The sequence below is a fragment of the Desulfovibrio sp. X2 genome, assembly GCF_000422205.1.
Taxonomy (GTDB): Bacteria; Desulfobacterota; Desulfovibrionia; order Desulfovibrionales; family Desulfovibrionaceae; genus Alkalidesulfovibrio.
The window spans coordinates 18,364-43,909 of sequence record NZ_ATHV01000007.1 but is presented as its reverse complement, the minus strand read 5'-3'; the positions used below and the strand labels follow the sequence as shown (position 1 = coordinate 43,909).

26 protein-coding genes are annotated in these 25,546 nt (G+C 68.5%); 13 read left to right on the top strand and 13 right to left on the bottom strand.

The window, feature by feature from the left end:
• Positions 1-180: 180 nt before the first annotated feature.
• The 5 genes from DSX2_RS03345 to queA are packed head-to-tail and all read right to left on the bottom strand — an operon-like array spanning position 181 to position 3,936.
• Entirely contained in the window at positions 181-723 is a 543-nt protein-coding gene (locus DSX2_RS03345) for a 2-oxoacid:acceptor oxidoreductase family protein (RefSeq protein WP_020879628.1), read from the bottom strand.
• Positions 723-1,481 carry a thiamine pyrophosphate-dependent enzyme gene (locus DSX2_RS03340; protein ID WP_020879627.1) on the bottom strand — a complete coding sequence of 253 codons (759 nt, stop codon included), beginning with the start codon at positions 1,479-1,481 and terminating at the stop codon, positions 723-725. Before DSX2_RS03340 ends, DSX2_RS03345 begins: the two co-directional genes overlap by 1 nt.
• Before the next feature lie 10 nt (positions 1,482-1,491).
• A complete protein-coding gene (locus DSX2_RS03335) occupies positions 1,492-2,556 on the bottom strand; it encodes a 3-methyl-2-oxobutanoate dehydrogenase subunit VorB (protein WP_152512825.1) in 1,065 nt (354 codons plus the stop codon).
• Positions 2,553-2,795 (bottom strand): 4Fe-4S dicluster domain-containing protein, encoded by a 243-nt coding sequence (locus tag DSX2_RS03330; RefSeq protein WP_020879625.1) that lies wholly within the window; start codon positions 2,793-2,795, stop codon positions 2,553-2,555. Before DSX2_RS03330 ends, DSX2_RS03335 begins: the two co-directional genes overlap by 4 nt.
• Positions 2,796-2,835: 40 nt before the next feature.
• Positions 2,836-3,936 carry a tRNA preQ1(34) S-adenosylmethionine ribosyltransferase-isomerase QueA gene (gene queA / locus DSX2_RS03325; RefSeq protein WP_035040487.1) on the bottom strand — a complete coding sequence of 367 codons (1,101 nt, stop codon included), beginning with the start codon at positions 3,934-3,936 and terminating at the stop codon, positions 2,836-2,838.
• Positions 3,937-4,151: 215 nt separating this feature from the next.
• On the opposite strand from queA, the gene DSX2_RS03320 reads away from it, so the two are divergent.
• The 7 genes from DSX2_RS03320 to DSX2_RS03290 all read left to right on the top strand — a co-directional run bounded on the left by DSX2_RS03320 (position 4,152) and on the right by DSX2_RS03290 (position 11,215).
• Complete coding sequence (locus tag DSX2_RS03320) at positions 4,152-4,721, top strand: hypothetical protein (RefSeq protein WP_020879623.1); 570 nt, start codon at positions 4,152-4,154, stop codon at positions 4,719-4,721.
• Positions 4,722-4,723: 2 nt separating this feature from the next.
• Positions 4,724-5,959, top strand: a complete 1,236-nt coding sequence (gene coaBC, locus DSX2_RS03315) for a bifunctional phosphopantothenoylcysteine decarboxylase/phosphopantothenate--cysteine ligase CoaBC (RefSeq protein ID WP_020879622.1) — start codon at positions 4,724-4,726, stop codon at positions 5,957-5,959.
• Between the two features lie 353 nt (positions 5,960-6,312).
• Entirely contained in the window at positions 6,313-6,783 is a 471-nt protein-coding gene (locus tag DSX2_RS03310) for a hypothetical protein (protein WP_172640002.1), read from the top strand.
• A 70-nt stretch (positions 6,784-6,853) separates the two neighbouring features.
• Complete coding sequence (locus tag DSX2_RS03305; protein WP_020879620.1) at positions 6,854-8,281, top strand: nodulation protein NfeD; 1,428 nt, start codon at positions 6,854-6,856, stop codon at positions 8,279-8,281.
• On the top strand, positions 8,278-9,015 hold the full coding sequence (locus tag DSX2_RS03300; protein WP_020879619.1) for a slipin family protein: 738 nt from the start codon (positions 8,278-8,280) through the stop codon (positions 9,013-9,015). Before DSX2_RS03305 ends, DSX2_RS03300 begins: the two co-directional genes overlap by 4 nt.
• A 202-nt stretch (positions 9,016-9,217) precedes the next feature.
• A complete protein-coding gene (locus DSX2_RS03295) occupies positions 9,218-10,225 on the top strand; it encodes an NAD-dependent epimerase (RefSeq protein ID WP_020879618.1) in 1,008 nt (335 codons plus the stop codon).
• Positions 10,226-10,441: 216 nt separating this feature from the next.
• Positions 10,442-11,215: a ParA family protein gene (locus tag DSX2_RS03290; RefSeq protein WP_020879617.1), complete on the top strand. Its 774-nt coding sequence runs from the start codon at positions 10,442-10,444 to the stop codon at positions 11,213-11,215.
• Positions 11,216-11,229: 14 nt separating this feature from the next.
• On the opposite strand, the gene DSX2_RS03285 is transcribed toward DSX2_RS03290, so the two are convergent.
• On the bottom strand, positions 11,230-11,685 hold the full coding sequence (locus DSX2_RS03285; RefSeq protein WP_020879616.1) for a hypothetical protein: 456 nt from the start codon (positions 11,683-11,685) through the stop codon (positions 11,230-11,232).
• A gap of 125 nt (positions 11,686-11,810) precedes the next feature.
• On the opposite strand from DSX2_RS03285, the gene DSX2_RS03280 reads away from it, so the two are divergent.
• From DSX2_RS03280 to DSX2_RS03270, 3 genes are read left to right on the top strand one after another with little or no spacing between them, the layout of a single operon-like run.
• A complete protein-coding gene (locus tag DSX2_RS03280) occupies positions 11,811-12,710 on the top strand; it encodes a ParB/RepB/Spo0J family partition protein (RefSeq protein ID WP_020879615.1) in 900 nt (299 codons plus the stop codon).
• Between the two features lie 33 nt (positions 12,711-12,743).
• Complete coding sequence (locus DSX2_RS03275) at positions 12,744-14,024, top strand: PP2C family protein-serine/threonine phosphatase (protein ID WP_020879614.1); 1,281 nt, start codon at positions 12,744-12,746, stop codon at positions 14,022-14,024.
• A 43-nt stretch (positions 14,025-14,067) separates the two neighbouring features.
• The gene (locus tag DSX2_RS03270; protein ID WP_020879613.1) at positions 14,068-14,451 is read left to right on the top strand and encodes a DnaJ family domain-containing protein; all 384 of its coding nucleotides are present in this window, start codon (positions 14,068-14,070) and stop codon (positions 14,449-14,451) included.
• Between the two features lie 432 nt (positions 14,452-14,883).
• Here DSX2_RS03270 and DSX2_RS03265 read toward each other — a convergent pair whose 3' ends face one another.
• From DSX2_RS03265 to DSX2_RS03235, 7 genes are all read right to left on the bottom strand, one after another.
• Positions 14,884-16,191 carry a transcription antitermination factor NusB gene (locus DSX2_RS03265; RefSeq protein WP_020879612.1) on the bottom strand — a complete coding sequence of 436 codons (1,308 nt, stop codon included), beginning with the start codon at positions 16,189-16,191 and terminating at the stop codon, positions 14,884-14,886.
• Positions 16,192-16,193: 2 nt separating this feature from the next.
• Complete coding sequence (locus DSX2_RS03260; RefSeq protein WP_020879611.1) at positions 16,194-17,087, bottom strand: DUF116 domain-containing protein; 894 nt, start codon at positions 17,085-17,087, stop codon at positions 16,194-16,196.
• A gap of 209 nt (positions 17,088-17,296) precedes the next feature.
• Positions 17,297-18,259, bottom strand: coding sequence for a methionyl-tRNA formyltransferase (fmt, locus tag DSX2_RS03255; RefSeq protein ID WP_020879610.1), 963 nt, complete (start codon positions 18,257-18,259; stop codon positions 17,297-17,299).
• An 11-nt stretch (positions 18,260-18,270) separates the two neighbouring features.
• Positions 18,271-18,783 carry a peptide deformylase gene (gene def / locus DSX2_RS03250; RefSeq protein WP_020879609.1) on the bottom strand — a complete coding sequence of 171 codons (513 nt, stop codon included), beginning with the start codon at positions 18,781-18,783 and terminating at the stop codon, positions 18,271-18,273.
• 72 nt (positions 18,784-18,855) lie between these two features.
• Positions 18,856-20,694 carry an aspartate--tRNA ligase gene (aspS, locus tag DSX2_RS03245; protein WP_020879608.1) on the bottom strand — a complete coding sequence of 613 codons (1,839 nt, stop codon included), beginning with the start codon at positions 20,692-20,694 and terminating at the stop codon, positions 18,856-18,858.
• 180 nt (positions 20,695-20,874) lie between these two features.
• On the bottom strand, positions 20,875-22,119 hold the full coding sequence (gene hisS / locus DSX2_RS03240) for a histidine--tRNA ligase (RefSeq protein ID WP_020879607.1): 1,245 nt from the start codon (positions 22,117-22,119) through the stop codon (positions 20,875-20,877).
• A 154-nt stretch (positions 22,120-22,273) separates the two neighbouring features.
• Positions 22,274-22,759: a DUF3124 domain-containing protein gene (locus DSX2_RS03235; RefSeq protein WP_020879606.1), complete on the bottom strand. Its 486-nt coding sequence runs from the start codon at positions 22,757-22,759 to the stop codon at positions 22,274-22,276.
• A 146-nt stretch (positions 22,760-22,905) separates the two neighbouring features.
• Here DSX2_RS03235 and DSX2_RS03230 point away from each other — a divergent pair, with 146 nt between their 5' ends.
• From DSX2_RS03230 to DSX2_RS03220, 3 genes are all read left to right on the top strand, one after another.
• Positions 22,906-23,286 carry a response regulator transcription factor gene (locus tag DSX2_RS03230; RefSeq protein ID WP_020879605.1) on the top strand — a complete coding sequence of 127 codons (381 nt, stop codon included), beginning with the start codon at positions 22,906-22,908 and terminating at the stop codon, positions 23,284-23,286.
• 349 nt (positions 23,287-23,635) lie between these two features.
• The gene (locus DSX2_RS03225) at positions 23,636-24,529 is read left to right on the top strand and encodes an ADP-ribosylglycohydrolase family protein (protein WP_020879604.1); all 894 of its coding nucleotides are present in this window, start codon (positions 23,636-23,638) and stop codon (positions 24,527-24,529) included.
• Positions 24,526-25,545, top strand: a complete 1,020-nt coding sequence (locus DSX2_RS03220; RefSeq protein ID WP_020879603.1) for a hypothetical protein — start codon at positions 24,526-24,528, stop codon at positions 25,543-25,545. The genes DSX2_RS03225 and DSX2_RS03220 overlap by 4 nt, the downstream gene beginning before the upstream one ends.
• Position 25,546 lies beyond the last annotated feature (1 nt).

Genomic DNA, 25,546 nt, shown 5'->3' with positions numbered 1-25,546 from the left:
ATGAAAACGCCAGGGCGATATCGTGTGCGCGAGGCGAAGGTTGATTGAGACTGCGGAGTCGGTCGGAACGGAGTGAGGTGGAAGGGAGAAAAAGGGGAGGGGGGCGTCGGCAGCGCCGCGCTCCGGTCCCACCGTCAGAGCGGTGAACCGGAGCGCGGCGGCCGGGAAGGCCGCGTTCGGCTAGCCCGCCACGAAGGCGGCGCCGGCCTGCAGGGCTTCGCTGTTCTTGGGGATGAGGTGGCTGTAGTGGGCCGAGATGACCTCGGGCAGGCTGTCGATCACGGAGTCGAGCTTCACCGCGCCGCTGGCCTGCACGTAGGCGCCCAGCGCCACCATGTTGGCCAGGCGCGAGTTGCCGAGCTTGTCCGCGATGTCGTTGCAGGGCACGGCCAGGGCCTTTACGCGCTCCTTGTCGATCAGCCCCTCGTCGATGAGCGAGGAGTTGACGATGAAGACGCCCCCGTTTTGCAGCCGCGGCTGGAACTTGTCCAGCGAGGGACGGTTCAGCGCGATGAGGCCGAGGGGCGCGTGGATGATGGGCGAGCCGATGTCGTCGTCCGAGAGGACCACGGTGCAGTTGGCCGTGCCGCCGCGCATCTCCGGCCCGTAGACCGGGATGTAGGTCACGTTCAGCCCCGCGTGCATGCCCGCGTAAGCCAGCAGGTTGCCGATGAGCATCACGCCCTGGCCGCCGAAGCCCGCGATGATGACGTCCTGGTACATTACGCGCACTCCTCTGCCGGGATGTCCTTGAACACGCCCAGCGGGAAATAGGGGATCATCTCCTTGGCGATGCGCTCGTTGGCCTTCACCGGGGTCATGCGCCAGTTGGTGGGGCAGGTGGAGAGCAGCTCCACGAAGCCGAAGCCCTGGCCCGTGGTCTGGACCTCGAAGGCGCGGCGGATGGCCTTCTTGGCCTGGGTCAGGTTCTTCACCGTGTCCACGGCCACGCGGGCGCAGTAGGCGACCCCGCCGAGCGTGCCGATGATCTCGGCCATGCGGATGGGCAGGCCGTGCTTTTCCGGGCAGCGGCCCGAGGGGCAGGTGGTGGTCTTCTGGCCTTCCATGGTCGTGGGGGCCATCTGGCCGCCGGTCATGCCGTAGACCGTGTTGTTCACGAAGATGATGGTGATGCGCTCGCCCCGGTTGGCCGCGTGCATGATCTCGGCCATGCCGATGGAGGCCAGGTCGCCGTCGCCCTGGTAGGCGAAGACCACCTTGTCGCCGCGCGCGCGCTTCACGCCCGTGGCCACGGCCGGGGCGCGTCCGTGCGGCGCCTCCACGGCGTCCACGTCCAGGTAGTTGTAGAGGAAGACCGAGCAGCCGATGGAGGCCACGAGGATGGTCTCCTCGCGCAGCCCCATCTCGTCCAGGACCTCGCCCACCAGGCGGTGGATGGTGCCGTGGTGGCAGCCGGGGCAGTAGTGGGTCGCCCGGTCGACAACGCTCTCGGGCGTCTGGAATGCGATCTTTTCAGTCATGGCGTGCACCTCACAAGGTTCCGGCCAGGGATTGCAGGATGGGCTGCTCGAAATCGTCCGGCGTGGGCAGGTTGCCGGGCAGGATGCTGAAGAAGCCGCTGTCCGCGTGCGGCAGCACGCTGAGGCGGACGTCCTCGACCATCTGGCCCAGGTTGTGCTCCACGGTCAGGAAGCGCTTGCCCGCCTTGGCCAGCTCGGCAAGCGCGGCGCTCGGGAAGGGGAAGAGGGTGATGGGGCGGAAGAGCCCGACCTTCTTTCCTTTGGCGCGCAGCTTCCGCACGGCGCTCTTGGCGATGCGGCCGATGGAGCCGTAGGCGACCACCACCAGTTCCGCGTCCTCGGTCTCGAAGGACTCGAAGCGGACCTCGGCGGCCATCTTCTCGTACTTGGCCTTGAGGCGAAGGTTCTGCCCGGCCAGGGCCCCGTCCTCCAGGAAGAGGGACTTGAGCAGGCGGGAGGGGCGGCCCTTGGCGCCGTCCAGGCGCCAGGAGGCGGCCTCGTCCGGGTTCAGCTTCTCCGGCGTCCAGGGGGTGACCGGCTCCTTGGTCTGGCCGATGATCGCATCGCCCAGGATGAGCACGGGGTTCCGGTAGGTGAAGGCCAGCTGGAAGGCCAGGATGGTCAGGTCGTAGGCCTCCTGGCAGGTGGCCGGGGCCAGGACCAGTGTGCGGTAGTCGCCGTGGCCGCCGCCCTTCACGGACTGGAAGTAGTCGCCCTGCGAGGGGCCGATGTCGCCGAGGCCCGGGCCGCCGCGGTTCATGTTCACGATCACGCCGGGCAGCTCGGAGCCCGCCATGTAGGAGATGGCCTCCTGCTTGAGCGAAACGCCGGGGGACGAGCTCGAGGTCATGGCGCGCACGCCTGCGGAGGCGGCGCCGAGCAGCATGTTGGCCGCGGCGATCTCGCTCTCGGCCTGGACGAACTGTCCGCCTGCCTCGCAGATGGCCGAGGACATGAATTCGGGGATGTCGTTCTGGGGGGTGATGGGATAGCCGAAGTAGCAGGTGCACCCGGCGGCCAGCGCACCCCGGGCGATGGCCTCGTTGCCTTTGATGAAGATGCGCTGGGCCATCACTTCTTCTCCTTCTTGGCCGCTTCCTTCACGGTCTTGTAGACCGTGATGCAGCAGTCCGGGCAGAGCTTGGCGCAGGAGGCGCAGCCCGTGCACTCGGACATCTTGCCCTCGGGCACTTCGGCGACCTTGTAGCCCATGGCGTTGAAGCGCTCCGACTGCACGATCAGCCCCTTGGGGCAGGCGGTCGTGCAGAGGAGGCAGCCTTTGCAGCGTTCCTCGCGGATGACGATTCGGGACATGTCCGGCTCCCGGTATGGTGGAATGGCCCCGTGGGGCGAATTACAGGATGAGCATGGCATCGCCGTAGGAGAAAAAACGGAATCTCTCACGGACCGCGCGGTCGTAAGCGGATAGGATGCGAACTCGTCCGGCGAATGCCGATACCATGATTATGAGGGAAGATAAAGGGAGGTGGAAGTTCGTGAGCATGTGGTCGACGACCCGGAAGCGAAAGCCGGGGCGGATGAAGATGCTCGTGGTGCCGCAGAACGGAGCCGGCTCCCCGGTCTGCGCGAAGGCCCCCTCGAGGCTCCTGACCGAGGTGGTGCCCACGGCGAGCACGGGCCTGCCCTCGGCCTTAGCCCTGGCCACCGCCGCGGCCGTGGCCTCGGGGACCTCCACCCACTCCGCGTGCATGCGGTGGTCGCGGATGTCGGCCGCGCGTACCGGGCTGAAGGTGCCGTAGCCCACGTAAAGCGTGACCTCGGCCCACTCGATGCCCCGCGCGGCAAGGTCCGCGCGCACCTCGGGCGTGAAGTGCAGCCCGGCCGTGGGCGCGGCCACGGACCCGGCCTTGTCCGCGCTCGCGTAGACCGTCTGGTAGCGCTCCATGTCGTCGCCGGCGGCCTCGCGCCGGATGTAGGGCGGCAGGGGCATGCAGCCCTGTTTTGCCAGCACGGCGGCCAGTTCCCCGCGCCAGGAAAGCTCCACCTCGTGGCGGCCGAACTCGCCGCGCGCCCCGACCCGCACCACGAGGTCCGGGCCGAAGTCGAGCTCCTCGTCCCTGCGCAGCGTCTTCGAGGCGCGCAGAAGGACCTCGGCGCGGGCGCGCGAGAAGCCCGGGACGGCGTCCGGCTCCGGTTCGAGCAGGGGAGGGGGCGTGAGCAGCAGCATCTCCACCCGGCCGCCGCTCGCGCGCGCGCCGAAGAGTCTGGCAGGGGCCACGCGCGAGTTGTTGGCCACGAGCAGGGCGCCCTCGGGCAGCCGCTCGGAGAGGATGCGGGGGAGGTCGGCGAAGCGGGCCAGCTCCTCGCCCTCGCCCGCGCGGTCCACGACCATCAGGCGCGAGGCGTCGCGCCGGGGCGCGGGGTGCTGGGCGATGAGCTCCTCGGGGAGCGCGAAGTCGTAGCTGGCGAGCAGCTCGTCGGGTGCGTCGGACATGTTCATGACAGGGTGTTGCCGCACGGCGTGCCGGGTGCCGGGAAGAGGCGCGAGAACCCGCGGCCCGGGCTCTTTCCCGGCCGTGTTTCGTTGCGCTTTGGGCCGAGCTAAGGTATCTGCTGCACAGGAGGTTATCCGGCGGACAAAGCTCGGAGTCCCGTGCGGCGTCATCCGCTTACCCCAAGCAGATTCCAGAGACAAGGAGGAAGACGGGCATGCACAAATGCCGCATCTGGCTCACCCTGGCGGTGCTGGTTCTCGGACTCAGCGCCTGTTCCATGAAGTCGGCTGACCTCGGATCCGGTCCGGGCAGCGGCACCGACTCGGGCGGCAAGGCGGAAGACGTCAACTACTACTACGATTTCGACGACATCCTCATCTACAAGGACCTTACCTACGACGTGAAGGACTCCACGGTCATCGAGTCCCCCGACTTCAAGATCGGCTTCCAGGTCTTCAACGGCCGGGTCGAGAACCTGAGCCTGGTCAACTTCTTCCTCGAGAACATGGCCAAGGACGGGTGGAAGAACATCTACGTGATGAAGTCCAAGAGCTCCGAGCTGATCTTCGAGAAGCCCCGCGAGCGCTGCACCATCCGGGTCATCGACGAGAACTTCGCCAACACCCGCGTGGAGATCCAGGCCGTGAAGATCAAGGTCGGCGGCAGCGACAACATGGGCTCCTCGATGAACTCCGGGGGCATGGGCATGTCTTCCAAACCCAAGACCTCGGGCGGTTCGTCCACCATCTACTCCGCACCCCAGGTCCGGAATCTGAGCCAGTAATCATGAGCGTGCGGCCCGAATTCACCTGCTTTGGCGGCAAACGCGTCCATCTCGGCGTCTGCGGCTCGATAGCATCGTGCAAATCTCCGGATTTGTTGCGGATGTTGCTCAAGAGCGGGGTCAGCGTGGGCGCCACGCTGACCCGTTCCGCGCAGGAATTCGTGCGCCCCCTGCTCTTCGAGGCCCTGGGCGCGGCGCCGGTCTACTCCGGCATGTTTCCGTCCGAGGCCCCGGCATCCCCGGACATCTTCGGGCATCTCGAGCCCGGCCAGAACGCCGACGCCATGCTCGTCGCCCCGGCCACGGCGAACATCATCGCCAAGCTGGCCTCGGGCATCGCGGACGACATGCTCTCGGCCCAGGCGCTGGCCTTCCGCGGCCCGCTGCTCCTGGCCCCGGCCATGAACCCCAGGCTCTGGGAGGCCGAGGCCACGCGCGAGAACTGGGAGAAGCTCAAGCGCCGCGGCTGCATCTGCCTCGAACCCGGGCTCGGCTCCATGGCCTGCGGAGAGGAAGGGCAGGGCAGGCTGCCGGACGTCTACGAGATCTGCATGCGCACCCTGCGCGCCCTGGCGCCCCAGGATCTCGCGGGGCGCCGCGTGCTGGTCACGCTCGGCCCCACGCGCGAGATGTGGGACGGCGTGCGCTTCTGGTCCAACCCCTCTTCCGGCGCCATGGGCGCCTCCCTGGCCGCCGCCGCCTGGCTGCGCGGGGCCGAGGTCACGGCCGTGGTCGGTCCCTGCGAGGTGCGCATGCCCGAGGGCGTGCGCGTCCTTCAGGTGCGCTCGGCGCGCGAGATGTACGACGCGGCCATGGTGCTCTGGCCGGACACGGACATCGGCTGTCTCACGGCCGCGGTGGCGGACTTCCGCCCTGTGCCCGTGGGCCGCGAGAAGTACAAGAAGGACCAGTTGGGCGACGGCAGGCTGGCCATCGAGTTCGAGCTGAACGCGGACATCCTGCGCACCATGGGCCAGAACAAGAAGGCCGGGCAGATGCTCGTCGGCTTCGCGGCCGAGACCTCGAACCTCGTGGAGAACGCCCGCCGCAAGCTCCAGAACAAGAACTGCGACATGCTCGCGGCCAACGTCGTGGGCGTGCCGGAGAGCGGCTTCGAGGCCTCCACCAACCGCATCGTCCTCCTTGACCGCACCGGCCGCGAGGAATCCTGGCCCGTGCTGCCCAAGTCCGAAGTCGCGTGGCGCATATGGGATCACGTTTCGCTGCTCTCCAGCTGAGCGAGCGGCTCAGGCCCTGGCAGCAGGCCGGCGTGCGCTTCCTCTGGGGCTTCGTGCCCGAGGAGCCGCCAGCGGTCGCCGCCGACAGGCCCGCTGTCGCCGCCCGTCCGCGGCCTGAACCTGCCGGACGCACACCTGCGGCCGCAAAGGCACCTGCGCAGCCATCCCCACACGCTCCGGCACCTGCCCCGGCTCCGGCGCGCAAGGCCCCTGAGCAGGCCGGAGGGCAGGGCAGGGCGGCGCCGTCCACAACGTCCGCAACCGCGCGTCAGGGACGTCCGCATCCGCAACCTTCCGCAGGGGTCGGCGAAGGCGCGCAAAATCCGTCAATGGCGGCCTACAGGGAAGGCATGGTGGAATCTGACGGCCAACCGTGGCCTGCGCCGTGGGACGGATATCTGCAACGCGTCCGCAAGCCCGCGCGGGTCGTCTTCAGCTACTGGGACCTGTTCCAGGACCTCGGCCCCGAGCCCAGCCGGGAACGGCGCGACGTCTGGCGGCGCCTTCTGGAAAAGCTGGCCTGGCCCGCGGGCACCGTGGCCTTCTGGCCGCTGTGCGAGCCGAGCGGGCAGGCGGTCCTGGCCAAGCCCGCGCTCTTCTGGCGCGGCGTGGCCGAGCTTCAGGCCGCCACGGTGGTGCTCTTCGGCAAGCGCGCCGGCATGACCCTCTTCCCGGACAGGCCCTTCGCCTACCGCTCGTTTTCCATGGCCCGCCAGGGCGGGCCGCGCGTGGTCGTCCTGCCGGGCCCCGGCGAGCTCGTGGCCCGCAATGTCCAGGCCATGAAGCTGGTCCTCTCCACGTTGCAGACCCTCTCCCTCGACTGACAGGCCGTTTCGGCCCCGTTTCTTTTCTCCCGCGCTTGTCTCGCCCTGCGCGCTGCGCTATGGGTTGCGCATGATGCGCAGAGTCCCCTTCGCCTGGCTGCTGCCGGTCTCACTGCTCGTGTCTCTCCTCGCCTGCCTCGCGGTCTGCCCGGTGTCCGGCGCCCTGGCGCAGGAGAAGCCCGAGTCGCCCGAGGTGCACGACGAATCGCCCTTCATCATCCGCTACGTGGAGATCACGGGCAGCATAAGCCCGGCCCAGACGGACTTCCTGCAGTCCGCCATGGACGCGGCCTCGAACGAGGGCGCGGGCCTGCTGATCATCCGCCTGGACACGCCCGGCGGCTCGGGCGAGGCCATGCGCGACATGGTCCGCCTCATCCTCAATGCCCCGGTGCCGGTGGCCGTGTGGGTCGGTCCGGCGGGCGCGCACGCGGCCTCCGCGGGTGTCTTCATCGTGGCTGCGGCGGACGTGGCGGCCATGGCCCCGCAGACGACCATCGGCGCGGCCTCGCCCGTGGGGCCGGGCGGTGAGGACATCAAGGGGACCATGGAGACCAAGGTCAAGAACGACATCATGAGCTTCATCAGGGGCGTGGCCGAGGCGCGCGGCAGGAACGTGCAGTGGTACGAGGAGGCCGTGGACAAGGCCGTGAGCATCACGGCCAAGGAGGCGGTGCTCAAGCACGTCGTGGACCTCATCGCCGACAGCCCCGACGACCTCATCCAGCAGCTCGGCAAGCGCGGCATCCCCTATCACGGCGAGTCCATCCGCTTCGATCCGGACACCGTGGTCATCCACCAGCAGGAGCCGGGGTTCAGGCACGCCTTCCTGGCCTGGCTGCTCGACCCGCAGGTCGCCTATTTCCTGCTGCTCGGCGGCATGGCGGGCCTCTTCTTCGAGCTGGCCACGCCCGGCGCCATCCTGCCCGGCGTGCTCGGCGGGCTTTCCATGCTGCTCGCGCTCTATGCCATGTCCATCCTGCCCACCAACGCCGCAGGACTCATAATCATCCTCTTCGGCCTCGTGCTCTTTCTGCTCGAGCTGCACGTCACCAGCTACGGCCTCCTCTCGGTCGCGGGCGTGGTCTCCCTGTTCGTCGGCTCGGTCATCCTCTTCAAGTCGGGACAGGGGGCGGAAGGCGTGGACATGCTGACCATCATCGTCACCGTGAGCGGCGTCTCGCTGCTCCTGCTGCTGGCCGTGTGGCTGGCCGCCAAGGCGCATCGCGCCCGGCCCTCGGGCGGGTCCGAGGGCATGCTCGGCACCCGCGGAGTGGTGCAGCGCTGGTCGGGCGGCCGGGGCACCATCCTGGCGCACGGCGAGTTGTGGAACGCGGTCTCCGAGGAGGCCGGAGAATATGCCGCGGGCGACGTCGTCCGCGTCTTGCGTGTCGACGGCCTGACTCTTGAGGTCATGCTCGAGGAGCCTTCGGACACGATCCATCCCGCGCATCCTTCACACCCTGCGCATTCAACCACCACCAAGGGGGATTCATGATCGCCTTCCTGCCCATCGCCGCCATCCTCATCTTTCTGCTCATGGCCTCGGTGCGCGTGCTCAACGAGTACGAGCGCGGGGTCATCTTCAGGCTCGGCCGCATCATCAAGGCCAAGGGGCCCGGCCTCATCTTCCTCATACCGGTCCTCGACCGCATGACCCGCGTCGCGCTGCGCGTCATCACCATGGACGTGCCCAACCAGGACGTCATCACCCGCGACAACGTGAGCGTGAAGGTCAACGCCGTGGTCTACTTCCGTGTCATGGACCCGGTGAAGGCCATCGTGGAGGTGGAGGACTACATCTACGCCACCTCCCAGCTGGCCCAGACCACGCTGCGCAGCGTCTGCGGCGGCGTTGAGCTGGACTCGCTCCTCTCGCACCGCGAAGAGGTGAACCACGAGATCCAGGCGATCCTTGACCAGCACACAGACCCCTGGGGCATCAAGGTCACGACCGTGGAGCTCAAGTACATCGACCTGCCCCAGGAAATGCAGCGCTCCATGGCCAAGCAGGCCGAGGCCGAGCGCGAGCGGCGCGCCAAGGTCATCAACGCCGAGGGCGAGTTCCAGGCGGCGGCCAAGCTCACCGAGGCCGCGCGGATCATCAGCGAGTCGCCGCAGGCCCTGCAGCTGCGCTACCTGCAGACCCTGCGCGAGATGACGTCGGAGGGCCGCTCCTCCACTGTCATCCCGCTGCCCATCGACCTGCTGAAGATGTTCGGCAAGGAGTGAGGCTGAATCGTCCGGCAGGGCAGGGGAGGACCCCGGTCCCGCGCGGGCGCGGCCCGGGGCGCCCGGCCTCGGGGCTGGCGGACACATCCCTTTTGGGCTATAAGCGCGGGGCCTCGCACGGCCCCGCGCGCATTTCGCGCTCCCGCCTCCATGCGCCGCGCCGCGCCCGGCAGACTATCCGTCCAAACAAGGAACAGCGATCATGAAAGTACTTGTCACCGGCGCCGCCGGATTCATCGGCTTTCATCTCTCCGCCCGGCTGCTGGAGCGGGGCTACGAAGTGGTGGGGCTGGACGCCCTGACCGACTACTACGACGTGAACCTCAAGAAGGCCCGCCTCGCCCTGCTGCAGAAGAACGACGCCTTCACCTTCTGCCCGGACGATCTCAACGACGAGGCCGCCGTGGCGAAAGTTTTCGGGGACCACGCCTTCGATTACGTGGTCAACCTCGCGGCCCAGGCAGGAGTCCGCTACAGCCTCATCAATCCCAAGTCCTACATCAACGCGAACATCAACGGCTTCCTGCATATTCTCGAAGGCTGCCGCCATACGGGAGTGAAGCATCTCGTTTTCGCCTCTTCCAGCTCGGTGTACGGCCTGAACTCCACCATGCCTTTCAGCATTCACGACAACGTGGACCACCCGATCAGCTTGTACGCGGCCTCGAAGAAGTCCAACGAACTTATGGCGCACGCCTACAGCTATTTGTTCAAGCTCCCGGCCACCGGTCTTCGCTTTTTTACCGTCTATGGCCCGTGGGGCAGACCGGACATGGCGCTCTTCCTTTTCACCAAGGGTATTCTGGAAGGGAAGCCGATCAATGTTTTCAACCACGGAAAGATGAAGCGAGATTTTACCTACATCGATGACATCGTCGAAGGTGTCGTGCGCGTCATGGTGAAGGTTCCCGAACCCAACCCGAAGTGGAGCGGTCTCAATCCCGACCCCAGCTCCAGCCCGGCGCCGTATAAAATCTACAACATCGGAAACAATAACTGCGTCGAGCTCGAACGCTACATCGAAGTTCTCGAGAATGCGCTCGGGAAAAAGGCGACCCGCAATTACATGGACATGCAGCCGGGTGATGTGCCGGCGACCTATGCGAATGTCGATGACTTGATCGAGGATGTCGGCTTCAAACCGAACACCCCCATCGAGAAGGGAATCGAGAAATTCGTCGAGTGGTACCGCGACTACTATAAAATCTAGTTACGGTTTTCCTGGAATGTATGAAGCCCGGCTCTGCCGGGCTTTTTTATTTCATTTTTAATTTTTTTCAGCTTTTGAACTTCCCATATGGGGGGATAGACGGTAGGTCACAGTCGAACAGACAGTTTACTGCGAAAAGTTGATGTTTCACGTGAAACATTGGTGAAATTCGACTTCTCACACGAAACACTCAAGGAGTTCGGCGGGTTACGCGCTATGGCCAGACAAATCGTCATCGCGAACCAGAAGGGCGGCGTGGGCAAGACGACCACAGCGGTCAATCTCGCCTCCTGCCTTGCGGTCATGGAGAAGAAGGTCCTCCTGGTGGACTGCGACCCCCAGGCCAACGCATCGAGCGGCCTGGGCCTTGCGGCCGGGGAAGGGAAGGGGAGCCTGTACACCGTGCTCTTCCAGCCCGAGAAGGCGCTCGAAGCCGTCTACCCCACCGATCTTCCCTATCTTTCGCTCATGCCCTCATCCCAGGACCTGGTGGGCGCGGAGCTCGAGCTTGCCGACAAGCTCGGCCGCGAGTTCTACCTGCGCGACCTCATGGAGGTCGTGAGCCCGGATTACGACTACGTGATCCTCGACTGCCCGCCGTCCCTCGGCCTGCTCACGGTCAACGCCCTGTGCGCGGCCACGGAGATGCTCGTGCCTCTGCAGTGCGAGTACTACGCCATGGAGGGCATCGCCCAGCTGCTCAAGACCTACACCCTGGTCCGCCGCCGCCTGAATCCGGGGCTGGCGCTCCTCGGCGTGGTCCTGACCATGTACGACAAGCGCAACCGGCTCTCCGCGCAGGTCAAGAACGAGGTGCGCCGCACCCTGCCCGAGTATCTCTTCGAGACGGTCGTGCCGCGCAACGTGCGCCTCTCCGAGGCGCCGAGCTTCGGCAAGCCGGTCATTTCCTACGATATCAGATCTGTGGGGGCCACCGCCTACCTCAATCTCGCGCAGGAGGTGGCCCGCAGGAGGCCGCGCTCGGCTTGAGCCGAGGGAAGACCCTAGGTGAAGTACTGGCGGTTGCCGTCGTACACGGCGTTGAGGCGGGGGTCCTTTTTGTCCTGGAAGGGCTGGGTCTCGACCTTGATATGATCCTTGAAATGGCGCTTGATGACCTTGGCCTTGCACTTCTGGCACTTGAAGGTCACCAGGCCCCCCAGGTTCGCCCCGACGAGACGGAACTTGCGCGGCTCGTCCGCGCGCCAGTCCGTGGTCGACTCGCCGCAGACGCCGCAGGCGACGTCGTAGTCCGGGTCGTACTTGAAGTCCCAGTAGGCCGTCAGCGTCTCCCAGTCGGCCATCGGCTCGGGCGGCTCGGGCTCCTCGGCCTTGGCGGAGGAGGGGAGATGCTCACGGACCAGGGGCTCGATCTTTTCCCAGAGTTCGGGATCTATGAGAACGCCGTGCAGGCGCTTGGCCTCGTCGTAGAGATAGAGAACGGGGCTGGTCTCGGACACTATAGGCTCCTTGTGTGCTGATTGCCCCGAAGCAGGCCCCGGGCCTGGCGTCGGGCGCTTACAGAGAATAGGGCAAGATCACGCGGAGTCAAGAAACAGCCGTCACGGCTTGAAGGAGTAGCGTCATGCCTGAACCGTCGCGTGGACTCGGCAGGGGACTCGATGCCCTGCTCGGCGGCGTGGCCCAGGAAGCGGGCGCGGCCGAGGTGCGCCGCCTGCCCATCACCTCCATCATCCCCAACCCGCAGCAGCCGCGCCGGACCTTCGACCAGGAAGGGCTGAAGGACCTCGCGCGCTCCATCAAGTCCCAGGGCGTGCTGCAGCCGGTGCTCGTGCGCCGCATTCCCGGCCGCAAGGACGAGTACGAGCTGGTCGCGGGCGAGCGCCGCTGGCGCGCCTCCCAGATGGCCGGAATGACCGACATCCCGGCCATGATCAAGAATCTCGACGATGAGGAAAGCCTGGCCATCGCCCTCATCGAGAACCTGCAGCGCGAGGACCTGAACCCCATCGAAGAGGCCCGGGGACTGCGCGAGCTGCAGGAGCGCCTCTCCCTCTCCCAGGAGGAGCTGGCGGGCCGCGTGGGCAAGAGCCGCCCGGCCGTGGCCAACGCCCTGCGCCTGCTGACCCTGCCCGAGAGCGTGCAGGACGACCTGCTGAAGGGCGGCCTGACCGCGGGCCACGCCCGCGCCATCCTGGCCATCGCCGACCAGGCGGCCCAGGTCACGCTCATGGAGCGCATCGGCCAGCTCGGACTTTCCGTGCGCCAGGCCGAGGCCCAGGCCACCTACTGGAAGAAGAACGGCGACTTGCCCGAGGAGGGCGCCGTGGTGCGCATCGGCGCGGGCCGCCGCAAGGGCCCGGGGCGCGAGAAGAGCCCGAGCCTGGACGACATGGCCCAGGAGCTGGCCGGCCGCTTCGGGGTCAAGGTGACCTGCACCGGCCAGGAGGAGCGCGGCCGCATCAGCTTCTACTTCACCAGCAAGGAAGAGCTGGAAGGGCTGCTCCGCCGCTTCGGCGAATAGCCGGGACAGCGGAGGAAAGGGGGGGAGAGGCGCATGGGGAGCGGCAGCGGCCAGGCACGGCGCCTGCGCCACCTCATCTCGGCCAGCCAGAGCCTGGCCGAGATCGAATCCCTGCCCGAGCTCCTCGACAGGCTGCTCTCCCTGGCCCAGGAGGTCACCGGCTCCGAGGCCTCCTCCCTGCTCCTCTGGGACCCGGCCACCCGGCTCCTCTCCTTCGCCCACGCGCGAAACGACGTCCTGGGCTCGGCCGCGGCGGACCTGCTGCGCGCCGAGATCACCCTGCGCCTGGGCGAGGGCGTGGCGGGCTGGGTGGCGCGCGAGCGCACCTCGCTCATCGTCAACGAGGCCCGCTCCGACGAACGCTTCTCGGACGGCGCCGACCGCTCCACCGGCTTCACCACCCGCTGCCTGCTCTGCGTGCCCGTCGTCCACCGCGACGAGCTCCTGGGCGTGCTCCAGGTGCTGAACGCGACGCACCGCACCTGCTACGACGCGGAGGACCGCGAGGTCCTGGAGAGCTTCGCCAACCTCGCCGCCGTGGCCATCGTGCGTGCCAGGCTGCTCAAGGCGCGGCTGGAGCAGCAGCGCATGACCACGCAGCTCGAGACCGCCGCGCGCATCCAGGCCCACTTCTGGCCGACCCTGCCCGACCTGCCCCACGGCAGCCGCCTCTGGGCCGCCTCCAGGCCCGCCGCCTTCGTGGGCGGCGACCTTTTCGACTGCATCCCGCTTCCGGACGGCAGCCTGCTCCTCTACGTGGCCGACGTGGCGGGCAAGGGGCTGCCCGCGGCCCTGGTCATGGCCGCGCTCTGGTCGCGCGTGCGCACCGAGGCCCAGGTCCACGAGGACGTGGGCGAGCTCCTGGCCGCGGTCAACGAGCCCCTGGTCGACCTCTTCGCGGGCGAACTCTTCGTCACCGCACTGGCGGGCCGCTACCACCCGGCGAGCGGCTGCCTGCAGTTCGCCCGGGCGGGCCACGTACCGCCCTGCTGGATCACGCCCGCGGGCCTTTGCCCCCCGCCGGAGACCGCGGGGCTGCCCCTTGGCATCGCGGGCGGCGTGTCCTATGCTGCCGCCGAGATCACGGTCGGGCCCGGAGATTCCGTGCTCTTCCTCACCGACGGCGTGACCGAGGCCCGCGCCCCCTGCGGCACGGCCTGGGACGAAGGCTGCCTGGGACGCCTCGCGGACGGCGACGGCTTCCCGTCCTGCCCGCCCTACGGCCCGGCGGCCCTGGCCTCGGCCAGGGAATGGCTGGCCGGGAACACCGCCTGCGACGACATGACCGTGCTCGAAATCTGGCGCGAGGCCTGACGTCTCGCCCGCGGTCCCGCCTTGCGGGAACATGGAGCATCGCATGTTCAGCGCCATCCACATCATCGCCGAGGAGCGCATCAAGGAAGCCGAGCGCAACGGCGAGTTCAAGGACCTCCAGGGCCAGGGCAGCCCCCTCTCCCTGGACGAGTATTTCAGCATCCCCGAAGAGCTGCGCATGGCCTACACCATGCTCAGGAACTCCGGCCACCTGCCCGAGGACGCCGCCACCCTGCGCGACATCGAGACCACCCGCGACCTCCTGGCCCACCTCGAGGACGAGTCCGAAAAGCAGCGCCAGATCCAGAAGCTCAACTACCTGACCATGAAGCTCAACATGGCCCGCAAGCGGTCCGTGGACCTCGAAGAGGCCGACGCCTACTACGCCAGGATCGTCGACCGCGTCACCGTGCGCGGCGGCAAGTAGAGCGAAGCGGACTGCGCGGATCGACGAACGGCATTCTCCAGGCCGTTCCAAGAGCCCCAGATGCAAGGCGCAAGAAAAGTGCACGCCTGACGCGTATTCCGGCATACGCGAAGGTGTGCGCTTTTCGCGGCAACGCGGCAGATGGGGTTCCTGGGACGGCCTGAGCGGGGGAGAGGCGGAGGGGCACCCTTTGAAAAGGGCTTCCCCTCCGCCTCTCCCCTGCACCCCCTCTCCACCTCCCCTCCTAAACTTTCTGCTCCTGGGGCCTGTCGAAAATCGACAGGCCCCAGAATGTTTCATGTGAAACTCGAAAAATAAAAAAGGGATGGCGGGAGAAGGGGGGGCGAAACCCAAAGACGGGGTTCCAAGGGGGCCGCGCCCCCTTGGCCGCCGGAGGCATCCCCCCGGCCGCCCTCTCGTCCCGTTCGGGCCTTACGGCTTGCGGATGAGTGCGGTGAAGAAGAATTCGCGCAGGATGGAGTCGGCGGGCGTGGCCCAGGTGGTCTCAAGGCGGGCGTCGGGCCGTTCGCGCAGGAGGTGGTCCACGGCCCCTTCGTTCTCGTCGCGGTTCAGCGTGCAGGTCAGGTAGGCCACGGCGCCGCCCGGGGCGAGCAGGTCGTAGGAGGCGGTGAGGATGCGGCGCTGCAGCGCGGCCAGGTCGCCGCAGTCGCGCGGGGTGCGCTTCCACTTGCTGTCCGGCCTGCGCGCGAGCACGCCCAGGCCCGAGCAGGGCGCGTCGAGCAGGATGGTGCCCTCCCAGCGGCGCAGCGGCGGCTCCTCGGCGCGGGCGCGCACGGCCGGTATCTCCGGCAGGCCCAGGCGGTGGCACTCGCGGGACAGGCCTCGCAGGCGACGGGCGTTGGGGTCCGAGGCGAGCCGCGGCGCAAGTCCCCGCTCGGCCAGGATGAGCGACTTGCCGCCGCGCCCGGCGCAGGCGTCCCAGACGGGGCCGGGCCAGGAGGCCGGGGCGAGCGCGAGCAGGGCCTGCTGCGCGGCCGCGCTCTGGCGCGAGAGGGCGCCCGCGCGCAACAGCTCGTCGATCTCGCCGGGGGGGATGCTGCCAGGCGCAAAGGCCAGGGCGTCGCCCTCGCGCCAGAGGAGGCCGGGGCGCGCGGCCAGTTCTTCGGTCAGCGGGCCGGATTCGGCCGAGACGGGGTTCAGACGCAGTCCGAGGGGCGCGGGCAGGCTCTGGGCCTCGAGGAGGGCTGAAACGCGATCTGAGGGCATTTGTGCGCGCCACATGCGCACGACCCATTCCGGGCAGGAATGCCAGCGCGCGAGAAAGGCCGCCTCGTCGCGCGCGCCCGCGCGGAAGGTCTCGGGATCGTGCGCCGCGTCGCCGAGCCGGGCCACGTTTCTGAGCACGGCGTTGGCGAGGCCCGAGAGCGCCTTGCCGAACTCGGCCCGCACGTAGGACACGGCCCAGTCCACGGCCGCGTATTCCGGAACCTTGTCCAGGAAATGGATCTCGTACGCCGCCACCTCGAGCGCGTCGCGCAGCTTGGGCGGCACCTTGCCGGGCGCCTTGAGGAAGCGGTCGAGCAGGGCGTCGAGGCGGCCTTTCAGGCGCAGCACGCCGTAGCAGAGCTCGGTGGCCAGGGCCGCGTCGCGCGCCGAGAGGCGGAAGGAGGCCACGGCGTGGTCGAGCGCGGGCTGTACGTCTTCGCCGTTGCGCAGGCAGCCGCGCAGCACGGCCAGGGCGGCGGCGCGCGCCGAGGGAAGGGCGGTGGAGCGGGCCACGGCTAGTCGACCGCGCGCACGGGCGCGTCGTGGTCGTCGGGGGTGGTCTTTGCCGAGGCCGCTTGCGCGCGCTCCTCGGCGGCCGCGATGTCGTCCGGCGCCAGGAAGCGGCGGATGGCCTCTTCCAGGCGGGGCAGGGCGACCAGGGTGTCCAGGCAGGGGCCGTTGGGCCGCTCGTTGAGCACGCCGAAGACCGGCAGGGGGTAGGTGTCCTGGATGCCCTCGGCCAGATCGCGCTCGCAGGCCACGGCCAGGATGAGGCGCGGGCGCTTCTGGACCACGATGCGCCGGGCGATGGTCCCGCCCGTGGCGATGGCCAGCTCGATGCCGTAGCGGTCCGAGAGGCCGATCAGGCCGTCGATGGGGCACTTGCCGCAGCGCTTGCAGTTGCGGATGTCGTAGGTCAGGCGGCGGCTGCAGGTGCTGCGCTGCAGGCAGTGGGGCATGAGCAGGAGGATCTTGGAGGCCGGGTAGGTGCCCGCCTCGCCCTCGACCAGTTCGTTGTTGACCTTGATGAACGAGGCCCGGACCTCCTGCTTGGTGAAGCCCAGGAACTTGCCGAGCAGGGTCATGAGCGGCAGGAAGAGCTTGACCGTGAGCCCGCGCATGCGCCTGAAGAAGGGCAGGGTGCGGCCGGTCATGATGTTCACCACGAGGCCGAGCGAGGCCCAGCCCACGATGAGGATGAGCGCCAGGACGAGCGCGCCGAAGACCCAGGGCGCGGCCGGATGGATGTTTGCGAAGCCGACGAAGGGGATGACCCAGAGCAGGGCCAGCACGCAGCAGACGATGGCGCTCGCGCCGACGATGAGGCCGATGAACAGCCGCTTTCGCGCGGGTTGCCCCAGTGTGTCGTTCAGATCGCCGTGCACGGGAATCCTGGTCGTCTTGTCCATCCGCTTATCCATCCGATGGAGTATGGCATACGCGGGCGAGGCTTGAAAAGACCCGCCAGGGCCTCAAAAGGGCCCGAAAGAAGCGTCCAAAAGACGCACCCGAAAGACGCGTCAGACGCGCGCCGCGGCATGGGGTCGATCAGGACATCGGCGGGACGCGCCGCGGGCGGGAGGCAGGGAAAAGGTCCGAACCGCGCGCCGCGCAGGCACTACAGGCCGTCTCCGGAGCAGGCCTTGGCCTGGCCCTCGGGGCAGCTGTCCAGGTAGCCGCAGGCGAAGGCGCGGCCGTCCATGGGCTTTTTTCCCTGGGGGTGCAGCGCAAGGAGCGCGTAGACGCGGTCCGCCGTGGCCATGCGGATCTCGCAGCCCGTAACGCCCACGAGGTCGCCGGGGGCGGCCCAGGCGGGCTTCTCCTCGCCGATGCGGCCGGGCAGCACGCCCACGCGCAGCGGCTTCTCGCGGCCGGGCAGGGCGAGGTGGAAATAGGCCCCCGGCCAGGGGGTCATGGCCCGGATGCGGGCATGCACGGCCGCCGCGCTCCCGCCCCAGTCGATCAGCCCCTCCTCCTTGCGCAGCTTGGGCGCGTAGGTGGCCTGCCCGTCGTCCTGGGGGATCTGGGAGAGGGTGCCCGCGCGCAGCGCGTCCATGACCTCGCAGAGCATCTCGCCGCCCATGGCGGCCAGCTCGTCGTGCAGGGTCTGGGCCGTGTCCTCGATGCCGATGGCCAGGGCGCGCTGCAGGAGCATGGGGCCGGAATCGAGCCCCTCCTCCATGCGCATGATGGTGATGCCGGTGGAGCGGTCGCCCGCGAGGAGCGCGCGCTGGATGGGCGCGGCGCCGCGGTGCTTGGGCAGCAGGGAGGCGTGGACGTTGAACGGACCGAAGCGCGGGATGTCGAGCACCGAGCGGGGCAGGATGAGGCCGTAGGCCGCCACCAGCAGGAGGTCGGGCGCGAGCGCGCGCAGCTCCTCCACCGCCTCGGCGGCCTTGAAGTTCACGGGCTGGAACACGGGCAGGCCGCGCTCCAGCGCCAGGCGCTTGACCGGCGAGGGTCGGCAGACCTGGCCGCGGCCGCAGGGACGGTCGGGCTGGGTGTAGACGCCCACGACCTTTCCGTGCGGCCAGTCGAGCACGCGCGAGAGCACCTCGGCCGCGAAGTCCGGAGTGCCCATGAAGACGAGCCTCAGATCTTTTTGCCCTGGCGCTTCCATTTCTTCACCTTGGCGTCGTAGAGCGTGCGCTTCAGCCGCGAGATGCGGTCGATGAAGAGCACGCCGTCCAGGTGGTCGATCTCGTGCTGCAGGCAGACGGACTTGGTGCCCTCGGCCTCGATCTCCACGGTGTTGCCGTCCAGGTCCAGGCCGCGCACGGTGCAGGTCTCGGCGCGCGCCACCTCGGCGCGCATGCCCTTGACCGAGAGGCAGCCCTCGTCCGAGGTCACCTCGCCGTTCGTGCAGACGATCTCTGGATTGACCAGCACGATGGGCTCCTCGCGCTTCTCAGGGCCGGTCACGTCAATGACCACGAGCCGGATGGACTCGCCCACCTGGGGCGCGGCCAGGCCGATGCCCTCGTTCTCGTACATGGTCTCAATCATGTCCTCGGCCAGCCGGCGGATCTCCGGCGTGATCTCGGCCAGCGCCTCGGCCTTCTGCTTGAGCACCGGATCCGGGTATTTGCGTATCTCTCGCTGCATCTGTCCTCGACTATTCCATCGAAATAAGGGCGGGGCGGACGCGGGCCGCGGCCCGCGTCCGTCTGCCGCCGTCTAGCTTTCCGTCGTGTCCGCCGCGGGCCGGGCCTCGGCGGCTGCCTTGTCCTGCGGCCGCTCGCGCAGCTTGATGTGCAGCTCGCGCAGCTGGCGCGAGGAGACGTCGGAAGGCGACTCGGTCATCAGGCAGGTGCCCCGCTGGGTCTTGGGGAAGGCGATCACGTCGCGGATCGACGTCGCCCCCGCCATGAGCATGATAAGACGGTCCAGGCCGAAGGCAATGCCTCCGTGCGGCGGCGCGCCGAACTGCAGGGCCTCGAGCAGGAAGCCGAACTTGTCCTTGGCCTCGGCCTCGTGGATGCCCAGCGCGCGCAGCATGTTCAGCTGCACCTCGGCGTTGTGGATGCGGATGGAGCCGCCGCCGATCTCGTTGCCGTTCAGCACGAGGTCGTAGGCGCGGGCCAGGGCCTTGCCGGGATCGGAGACGAGCAGCTCCTCCTGGCCGGGCTTGAGCGAGGTGAAGGGATGGTGCTTGGCCATGAACCGCTTCTCCTCGGGGTCCCACTCCAGCAGCGGGAAGTCCGTGACCCACAGGGGGGCGAAGCTGCCCTCGGGGATGAGGCCCATGCGCTCGCCCATGCGCACGCGCAGGTAGCCGAGCGCGGTGTTGACCATGTCCGCCGGTCCTGCCTGGAAGAAGAGGATGTCGCCGGGCTTGAGCGCGAGGCGCTCGGCAAGGGCGGCCTTCTCCTCCTCGGAGAAGAACTTGACGATGGGCGACTGCCACTCGTTCTCCTTGATCTTGATCCAGGCCAGCCCCTGGGCGCCGTAGATCTTCACGAACTCGGTCAGCTCGTCGATCTCCTTGCGCGTCAGGGATTCGCCGCCCTCGACCTTGAGGCACTTCACGAGCTCGGCGCGGGCGAAGACCTTGAAGCCGGAGTTCGTGAAGATGTCCGAGCACTCCACGAGCTTCAGGCCGAAGCGCACGTCGGGCTTGTCCAGGCCGTAGTCGCGGATGGCCTCGTCGTAGGGCATGCGCGGGAAGACGGCGGGCAGGTCGATGTCGAGGCACTCCTTGAACAGGGTGCGGACCATGCCCTCGGCCATGTCCATGACCAGCTCCTCGTCCGCGAAGCTCATCTCGATGTCGATCTGGGTGAACTCGGGCTGGCGGTCGGCGCGCAGGTCCTCGTCGCGGAAGCACTTGACGATCTGGTAGTAGCGGTCCAGGCCCGAGACCATGAGCAGCTGCTTGAAGAGCTGCGGCGACTGCGGCAGGGCGTAGAACTCGCCCGGGTTCAGGCGCGAGGGCACCAGGAAGTCGCGCGCGCCCTCGGGCGTGGACTTGGTCAGGATGGGCGTCTCGATCTCGAGGAAGTCGAGGCCGTCCAGGTAGCGGCGCACGCTCTGGGCCGCCTTGTGGCGCAGCACGAAGTTCTTGGCGAGCCTGGGCCGCCTGAGGTCCAGGTAGCGGTACTTGAGGCGCATGGGCTCGCCCACCTCCACCCGGTCCTCGATCTCGAAGGGCGGGGTCTGGGAGGTGTTCAGCAGCTTCCAGTCGTAGATCTCGACCTCGACATCGCCGGTGCCCAGGTTCGGGTTGGCCATGCCCTGGGGCCGGGAGCGCACGCGGCCCTTGGCCGCCAGCACGTACTCCGGGCGCAGGGCGTGGGCGCGGGCGTGCGCGTCGGCCGCGATGTCCGGGTCGAAGACGATCTGCGTCAGGCCCTCGCGGTCGCGCAGGTCGATGAAGATCAGGCCGCCGTGGTCGCGGCGGTACTGCACCCAGCCCATCAGGCAGACTTCGCTGCCGATGTCCGAGGCCCGCAGTTCGTTGTTGCGGTGCGAGCGGCGCCAGCCGCCCAGGTCGTCGATACGCCGTGCTTCATCCATTGTGTCGGGCTCCGTTGGTATATCCCGGAAGGAGAGGGGAAGGCCGTCCGGCCTCTCCTCGCCCCCCGAACCGCCGCACCCGTGCCGAGGACTTCGGCCGGGGGCTGCGGGAAAAAGCGTTGTCCGTTCCTGATGTCCTGAAAATCCGGGATCCGCCTTTCGTGGTCCACCCGCCGGGGGCTACCTGAGGACCACGCGCTCGGCGTCGTCCAGGGGCACGGTCATCTGCTCGCCCGTGGACATGGCCTTGACCACCACCGTGCGGGCGGCCAGCTCGTCGCCGCCCATGATCAGGCAGAAGCGCGCTCCGGAGCGATCCGCCGCGCGCAGCTGGCTCTTCATGCTTCCGGCCTCGTGGGCCACCTCGCCGGTGAGATTCATGGCCCGGATGCGCTGCGCCAGGGCCAGGGCCTCGGGCAGCGCGGCCGCATCCAGCACCGCGATGTGGAAGTCCGGCGCCTGCGTCTTCCGCTCGGGCAGGAGCAGCGCCAGGCGCTCCATGCCGCAGGCGAAGCCGATGCCCGGCACGTCCGGGCCGCCGAGCAGCTTCACCAGGCCGTCGTAGCGGCCGCCTCCGGCCACGGACGACTGCGAGCCGATGTCGCCGGAGACGACCTCGAAGGTCGTGCCCTGGTAGTAGTCCAGGCCGCGCACGAGCCGCGGGTTGACCGTGTAGGCGAGGCCTGCTGCGTCGAGCGCCGCGGTAACCACCTCGAAATTGCCCTTGCAGCGGGCGCAGGCGTGGTCCTGCACGCTCGGCGCGCCGTCCGTGGCCTCGCGGCACGAGGGCACCTTGCAGTCCAGCACGCGCAGCGGGTTGGTGGTCATGCGGCGGCGGCAGTCCTCGCACAGGGCGTCCGCGGGCAGGGAGGCGAAGTAGTCGCTCAGCGCCTGCCGGTAGGCGGGACGGCACTCGGGGCAGCCCAGGGTGTTCAGCTCGAAGGAGAGCTTGGTCAGCCCCGCGGCGCTCAGGAAGTCGTGCAGCATGAGCAGCACTTCCGCGTCCGTGTAGGGCGAGGCCGAGCCGAAGCACTCCACGTTGATCTGGTGGAACTGGCGCATGCGGCCCTTCTGCGGCCGCTCGTAGCGGAACATGGGACCGAAGGTGAAATACTTGAACACGCGGCCGGGCTGGTACGTCCCGGACTCCGCGAAGGCGCGCACCACGCCCGCCGTCGCCTCGGGCCGAAGCGTCAGGGAACGGCCCTTGCGGTCGGGGAAGGTGTACATCTCCTTGCCCACCACGTCCGTGTCCGCCCCGATGCCCTTGGCGAAGAGCTCGGTGAACTCCACAACCGGCGTGCGCAGCTCGCCGTATCCGTAGCGCGAGAACACGGTCCGGGCGGCGCCTTCCAGGAAGGTGTACTTGCCCGCCTCGGCCGCGAACAGGTCCGCGAACCCTTTTATCTTCTGAATCTTGGCCATGATTCGTCTCCAAGCGGCTAAACCGCTTGTCTCTAGGCAATTTGCCCGTTGTTGTCAAAAAGCGCGCGGCAGCGAGGCCTTTGGCCGCGCTTTCGCCGCCGGGAGTTCCCCGGTCGGGGGCCGGGAGGGGCCGGGGAGGGGAGGAGGGGGCAGCCTAGTGCTGCTCGATGACCCGGCTCCCGGAGAGGAAGGAGATGCCCTGGCCCGCGGCCGAGCCGATCATGACCGTCTGGATCATGGGCGGAATGGCGCTGGCCGAGCTCTCCCAGCGCACGACGAAGCTGGCGCCCGAGCCGCCGCTGGCGTCCTGCTGCTCGATCACGGCCTCGGCGGTCTCGAAGGGCTGCAGGCCGCGCTGGATGCCCGAGAAGGTGCGCAGGAGCTCGCCCTTCTCGTTGCGGTATTCCACCGCGGTGATTGTGATCGTGTTGGCCGGGTCCACGTTGCGGATGCTGAGCGTCACGGTCAGCGGGAAGTGCCTGGTCTTCACGCCGTGGTAGATGTGGGAGTAGGCCGGGGCGTAGACGGTCTGGCCCGTGCAGCGCACCGGCTTCTCGGCCGCGGCCGGGAGCGCCGCGAGGACCACGGCCAGGGCCGCGGCGACGAGCGGGACGAGGATACGGCGAAGCTGGCGCTGCATGGCGACCTCCTTGTGACCCTGCCGAGGGTAGCCGCGAGGGTGGCGGCGCGCAAGGGAAAAGCGGACGCGGCCAAACGGCTTGCCTTGTGGTCGATTCGGCCGTAGATATGCAAGCATCAGTGCGATTCCCGTCAGGGAGGTGCCCCATGGCCAGGGTTCTGGTTATCGACGACGATGCGGTGATGCGCGACATGATGCGCCTGTACCTCGAGCAGGGAGGCTTCGAGGTGGTGGAGGCCGGCGACGGCATGGACGGCGTGCGGCGCTACCGCCAGCGCCCCCCCGACGTGGTCATCGTGGACATCTTCATGCCCCGCAAGGACGGCATCGAGACGATCATCGACCTGCGCGGCCTGGACCCCGCGGCGCACATCCTGGCCATCTCCGGAGGCGGCGAGATCGGCGGCATGGAGTACCTGAGCTACGCCAAGGTCCTCGGCGCGGACCGCGTGCTCTGCAAGCCCTTCCGCCGCGAGGAACTCATCTCGGCCGTGCGCGAGACCGCGGCCGAGCACGGCGCCGCCTGATTCCACCCGGCGCCGCCCAATCCCGCCCGCCCTCGCCCGGTCCCCGGCATCCGGCCGCATCTCCCCGTTCCCGCTCCCCGTTCCATCCCCGCTCTGCGTCCGCTCGTCGCCCGTTGCAGTTCTTCTTCGTTGCGGTTCGCCGCCGCTTGTCGTGGTCCATCGCGGCCAGTCCCGGCCAGTTGCGGCCAGTCGCGGCCTGTCGGGGACGCGTTTTCCGGCGCCCTTGCAGCTTCTTGTCATCCCCCCACGTTCGTGCCACAGAGATGAAGACGCGTTGCGCGCGCAGGAATCCCGCGGCGGGAAGGTCCGGAAAGGACGCCCCGGGAGAACCCTTGAGGAGGAGTCTTTTATGGATACGACGAGGCGGGCCGCGGTGCTTGCGGCCTTCGTCGGCGACTGCCTGGCGCTCGGGCCGCACTGGATATACGACCAGGCGCGCATCGCGCGCGAGTTTCCCGGCCTCTCCGGCCCCGTGGCCCCGCTTGCGGACAGCTACCACAAGGGCAAGGGCAGGGGCGACTTCACCCACTACGGCGATCAGATGCTGGTCCTGCTCGAGTCCGCGGCCGCGAAAGGCGGCTTCGACGCGGCGGACTTCGCGCAGCGCTGGCAGGCGCTCTTCGCCGACGGCTATGCCGGGTACGTGGACGGCGCCACGCGCCGCACCCTGGAGAACCTGAAGGCAGGCTGGCCCGCCGAGGAGGCCGGAAGCACCTCGCAGGACCTGTCCGGGGCCTCGCGCTTCGCACCGCTCCTCGGCTTCGTGACCGACCCCGAGGCCCTGGCCGGGGCGGCACGGCAGCAGGCCGCGCTGACCCACAAGTCCCCCCAGGTGGTGGACGCGGCCGCCTTCCTCGCCCGCGTCGCCTCGCGCGTCCTCGGCGGGCAGGCCGTCCGCCCCGCCGTGGAGGAGGCCGCGAAGCAGGCCGAGGTGCCCGACATCGGCCGTCTGGCCGAGGCGGGCCTGGCCTCGGCCGGGGAGGACTCCCTGGCCGTGATCGAGCGCTTCGGCCAGAACTGCGAATTCCAGAGCGCCTTCCCGAGCGTGGTCCACCTGCTGGCCAGATACGCCGACGACCCGGCCGCGGGGCTCCTCCAGAGCACGCTCGCGGGCGGCGACTCGGCGGCGCGCAACATCGCCGTGGGCTGCGTCCTGGGCGCGGCACACGGCGAGGGCGCGGTGCCCGCGGGCTGGCTCGAGGCCATGAAGGCGGCGCCGCGCATACAGGAGCTGCTGTCGTGAGCACCGAGACGAACATGTGGTCCCGCCTTCCGGCCTGGCTCCTGGGGCGGGCGGCGCAGACCGTGCGCACCTGCCTGGCCCTGTTCAAGGTCATGGTCCCGGTGGTCGTGCTGGTCAAGGTGCTGCAGGTCCTGGACCTCGTCGGCCCCCTGTCCAAGCCCTTCGGCCCGATCATGGGGCTGGTCGGTCTGCCCGCGGTCTTCAGCCTGGCCTGGGTCTCGGCCATGCTCAACAGCATGTACGCCGGGCTCATCGTCTTCGCCCAGCTGGCCCAGAACCAGAGCGTGACCGCGGCCCAGGCCACGGTGCTCGCGACCATGATGCTCGTGGCCCACAACCTGCTCGTGGAGACGGTCGTGGCCAGGGCCTCGGGGCCGCGCGCCTCGGTGCAGCTCGTGCTGCGCCTCGTCGGCGCGCTGGCGCTGGGCGCGCTGCTGAACCGGATCTACCTCGCCACGGGCTGGCTGCAGGGACCGGCGCAGATCATCTTCACCCCGGCCCCGGGCACGGAGAGCCTGCTCGAGTGGGGGGTGAAGGAGCTGCGCACCCTCGGCTTCATCGCCTGCATCATCTTCTTCCTCGTGGTCATGATGGGCATCTTCGAGGCCACCGGCCTGACCGACCGGCTGAACAGGCTGCTCGCGCCGATGCTCAGGCTCTGCGGCATAGGGCCCGCGGCCGCGCCCATCACGGTCATCGGCGTGACCCTCGGGCTGGCCTACGGCGGCGGGCTGATCATCGAGGAGGCGCGCTCGGGGCGGCTTTCGCGGCGCGACGTGGTCTTCGGCCTCTCGCTCATGGCCTTGTCGCACTCGCTGATCGAGGACACCATGCTCATGATCCTGGCCGGGGCGCACCTCTCGGGCATCCTCTGGGGCAGGCTCCTCTTCTCGCTCGCGGTCATCGCCATCCTGGTCAAGGGCTCGAGCTTCCTCTCCGAGGAGACCTTCTCGCGCATCTTCTGGCACGGCCGCCCCGCGGCGCCCACGCCCGCGGGGGCAGAAGCCGAGGGCTGAG

What these genes read in the sequence shown, in the direction of transcription:
- DSX2_RS03345 (WP_020879628.1), bottom strand. Translation starts at nt 723, where the DNA reads ATGTACCAGGACGTCATCATCGCGGGCTTCGGCGGCCAGGGCGTGATG.
- DSX2_RS03340 (WP_020879627.1), bottom strand. Translation starts at nt 1,481, where the DNA reads ATGACTGAAAAGATCGCATTCCAGACGCCCGAGAGCGTTGTCGACCGG.
- DSX2_RS03330 (WP_020879625.1), bottom strand. Translation starts at nt 2,795, where the DNA reads ATGTCCCGAATCGTCATCCGCGAGGAACGCTGCAAAGGCTGCCTCCTC.
- queA (WP_035040487.1), bottom strand. Translation starts at nt 3,936, where the DNA reads ATGTCCGACGCACCCGACGAGCTGCTCGCCAGCTACGACTTCGCGCTC.
- DSX2_RS03320 (WP_020879623.1), top strand. Translation starts at nt 4,152, where the DNA reads ATGCACAAATGCCGCATCTGGCTCACCCTGGCGGTGCTGGTTCTCGGA.
- coaBC (WP_020879622.1), top strand. Translation starts at nt 4,724, where the DNA reads ATGAGCGTGCGGCCCGAATTCACCTGCTTTGGCGGCAAACGCGTCCAT.
- DSX2_RS03305 (WP_020879620.1), top strand. Translation starts at nt 6,854, where the DNA reads ATGATGCGCAGAGTCCCCTTCGCCTGGCTGCTGCCGGTCTCACTGCTC.
- DSX2_RS03300 (WP_020879619.1), top strand. Translation starts at nt 8,278, where the DNA reads ATGATCGCCTTCCTGCCCATCGCCGCCATCCTCATCTTTCTGCTCATG.
- DSX2_RS03295 (WP_020879618.1), top strand. Translation starts at nt 9,218, where the DNA reads ATGAAAGTACTTGTCACCGGCGCCGCCGGATTCATCGGCTTTCATCTC.
- DSX2_RS03290 (WP_020879617.1), top strand. Translation starts at nt 10,442, where the DNA reads ATGGCCAGACAAATCGTCATCGCGAACCAGAAGGGCGGCGTGGGCAAG.
- DSX2_RS03280 (WP_020879615.1), top strand. Translation starts at nt 11,811, where the DNA reads ATGCCTGAACCGTCGCGTGGACTCGGCAGGGGACTCGATGCCCTGCTC.
- DSX2_RS03275 (WP_020879614.1), top strand. Translation starts at nt 12,744, where the DNA reads ATGGGGAGCGGCAGCGGCCAGGCACGGCGCCTGCGCCACCTCATCTCG.
- DSX2_RS03270 (WP_020879613.1), top strand. Translation starts at nt 14,068, where the DNA reads ATGTTCAGCGCCATCCACATCATCGCCGAGGAGCGCATCAAGGAAGCC.
- DSX2_RS03260 (WP_020879611.1), bottom strand. Translation starts at nt 17,087, where the DNA reads ATGGACAAGACGACCAGGATTCCCGTGCACGGCGATCTGAACGACACA.
- fmt (WP_020879610.1), bottom strand. Translation starts at nt 18,259, where the DNA reads ATGGGCACTCCGGACTTCGCGGCCGAGGTGCTCTCGCGCGTGCTCGAC.
- def (WP_020879609.1), bottom strand. Translation starts at nt 18,783, where the DNA reads ATGCAGCGAGAGATACGCAAATACCCGGATCCGGTGCTCAAGCAGAAG.
- aspS (WP_020879608.1), bottom strand. Translation starts at nt 20,694, where the DNA reads ATGGATGAAGCACGGCGTATCGACGACCTGGGCGGCTGGCGCCGCTCG.
- hisS (WP_020879607.1), bottom strand. Translation starts at nt 22,119, where the DNA reads ATGGCCAAGATTCAGAAGATAAAAGGGTTCGCGGACCTGTTCGCGGCC.
- DSX2_RS03235 (WP_020879606.1), bottom strand. Translation starts at nt 22,759, where the DNA reads ATGCAGCGCCAGCTTCGCCGTATCCTCGTCCCGCTCGTCGCCGCGGCC.
- DSX2_RS03230 (WP_020879605.1), top strand. Translation starts at nt 22,906, where the DNA reads ATGGCCAGGGTTCTGGTTATCGACGACGATGCGGTGATGCGCGACATG.
- DSX2_RS03225 (WP_020879604.1), top strand. Translation starts at nt 23,636, where the DNA reads ATGGATACGACGAGGCGGGCCGCGGTGCTTGCGGCCTTCGTCGGCGAC.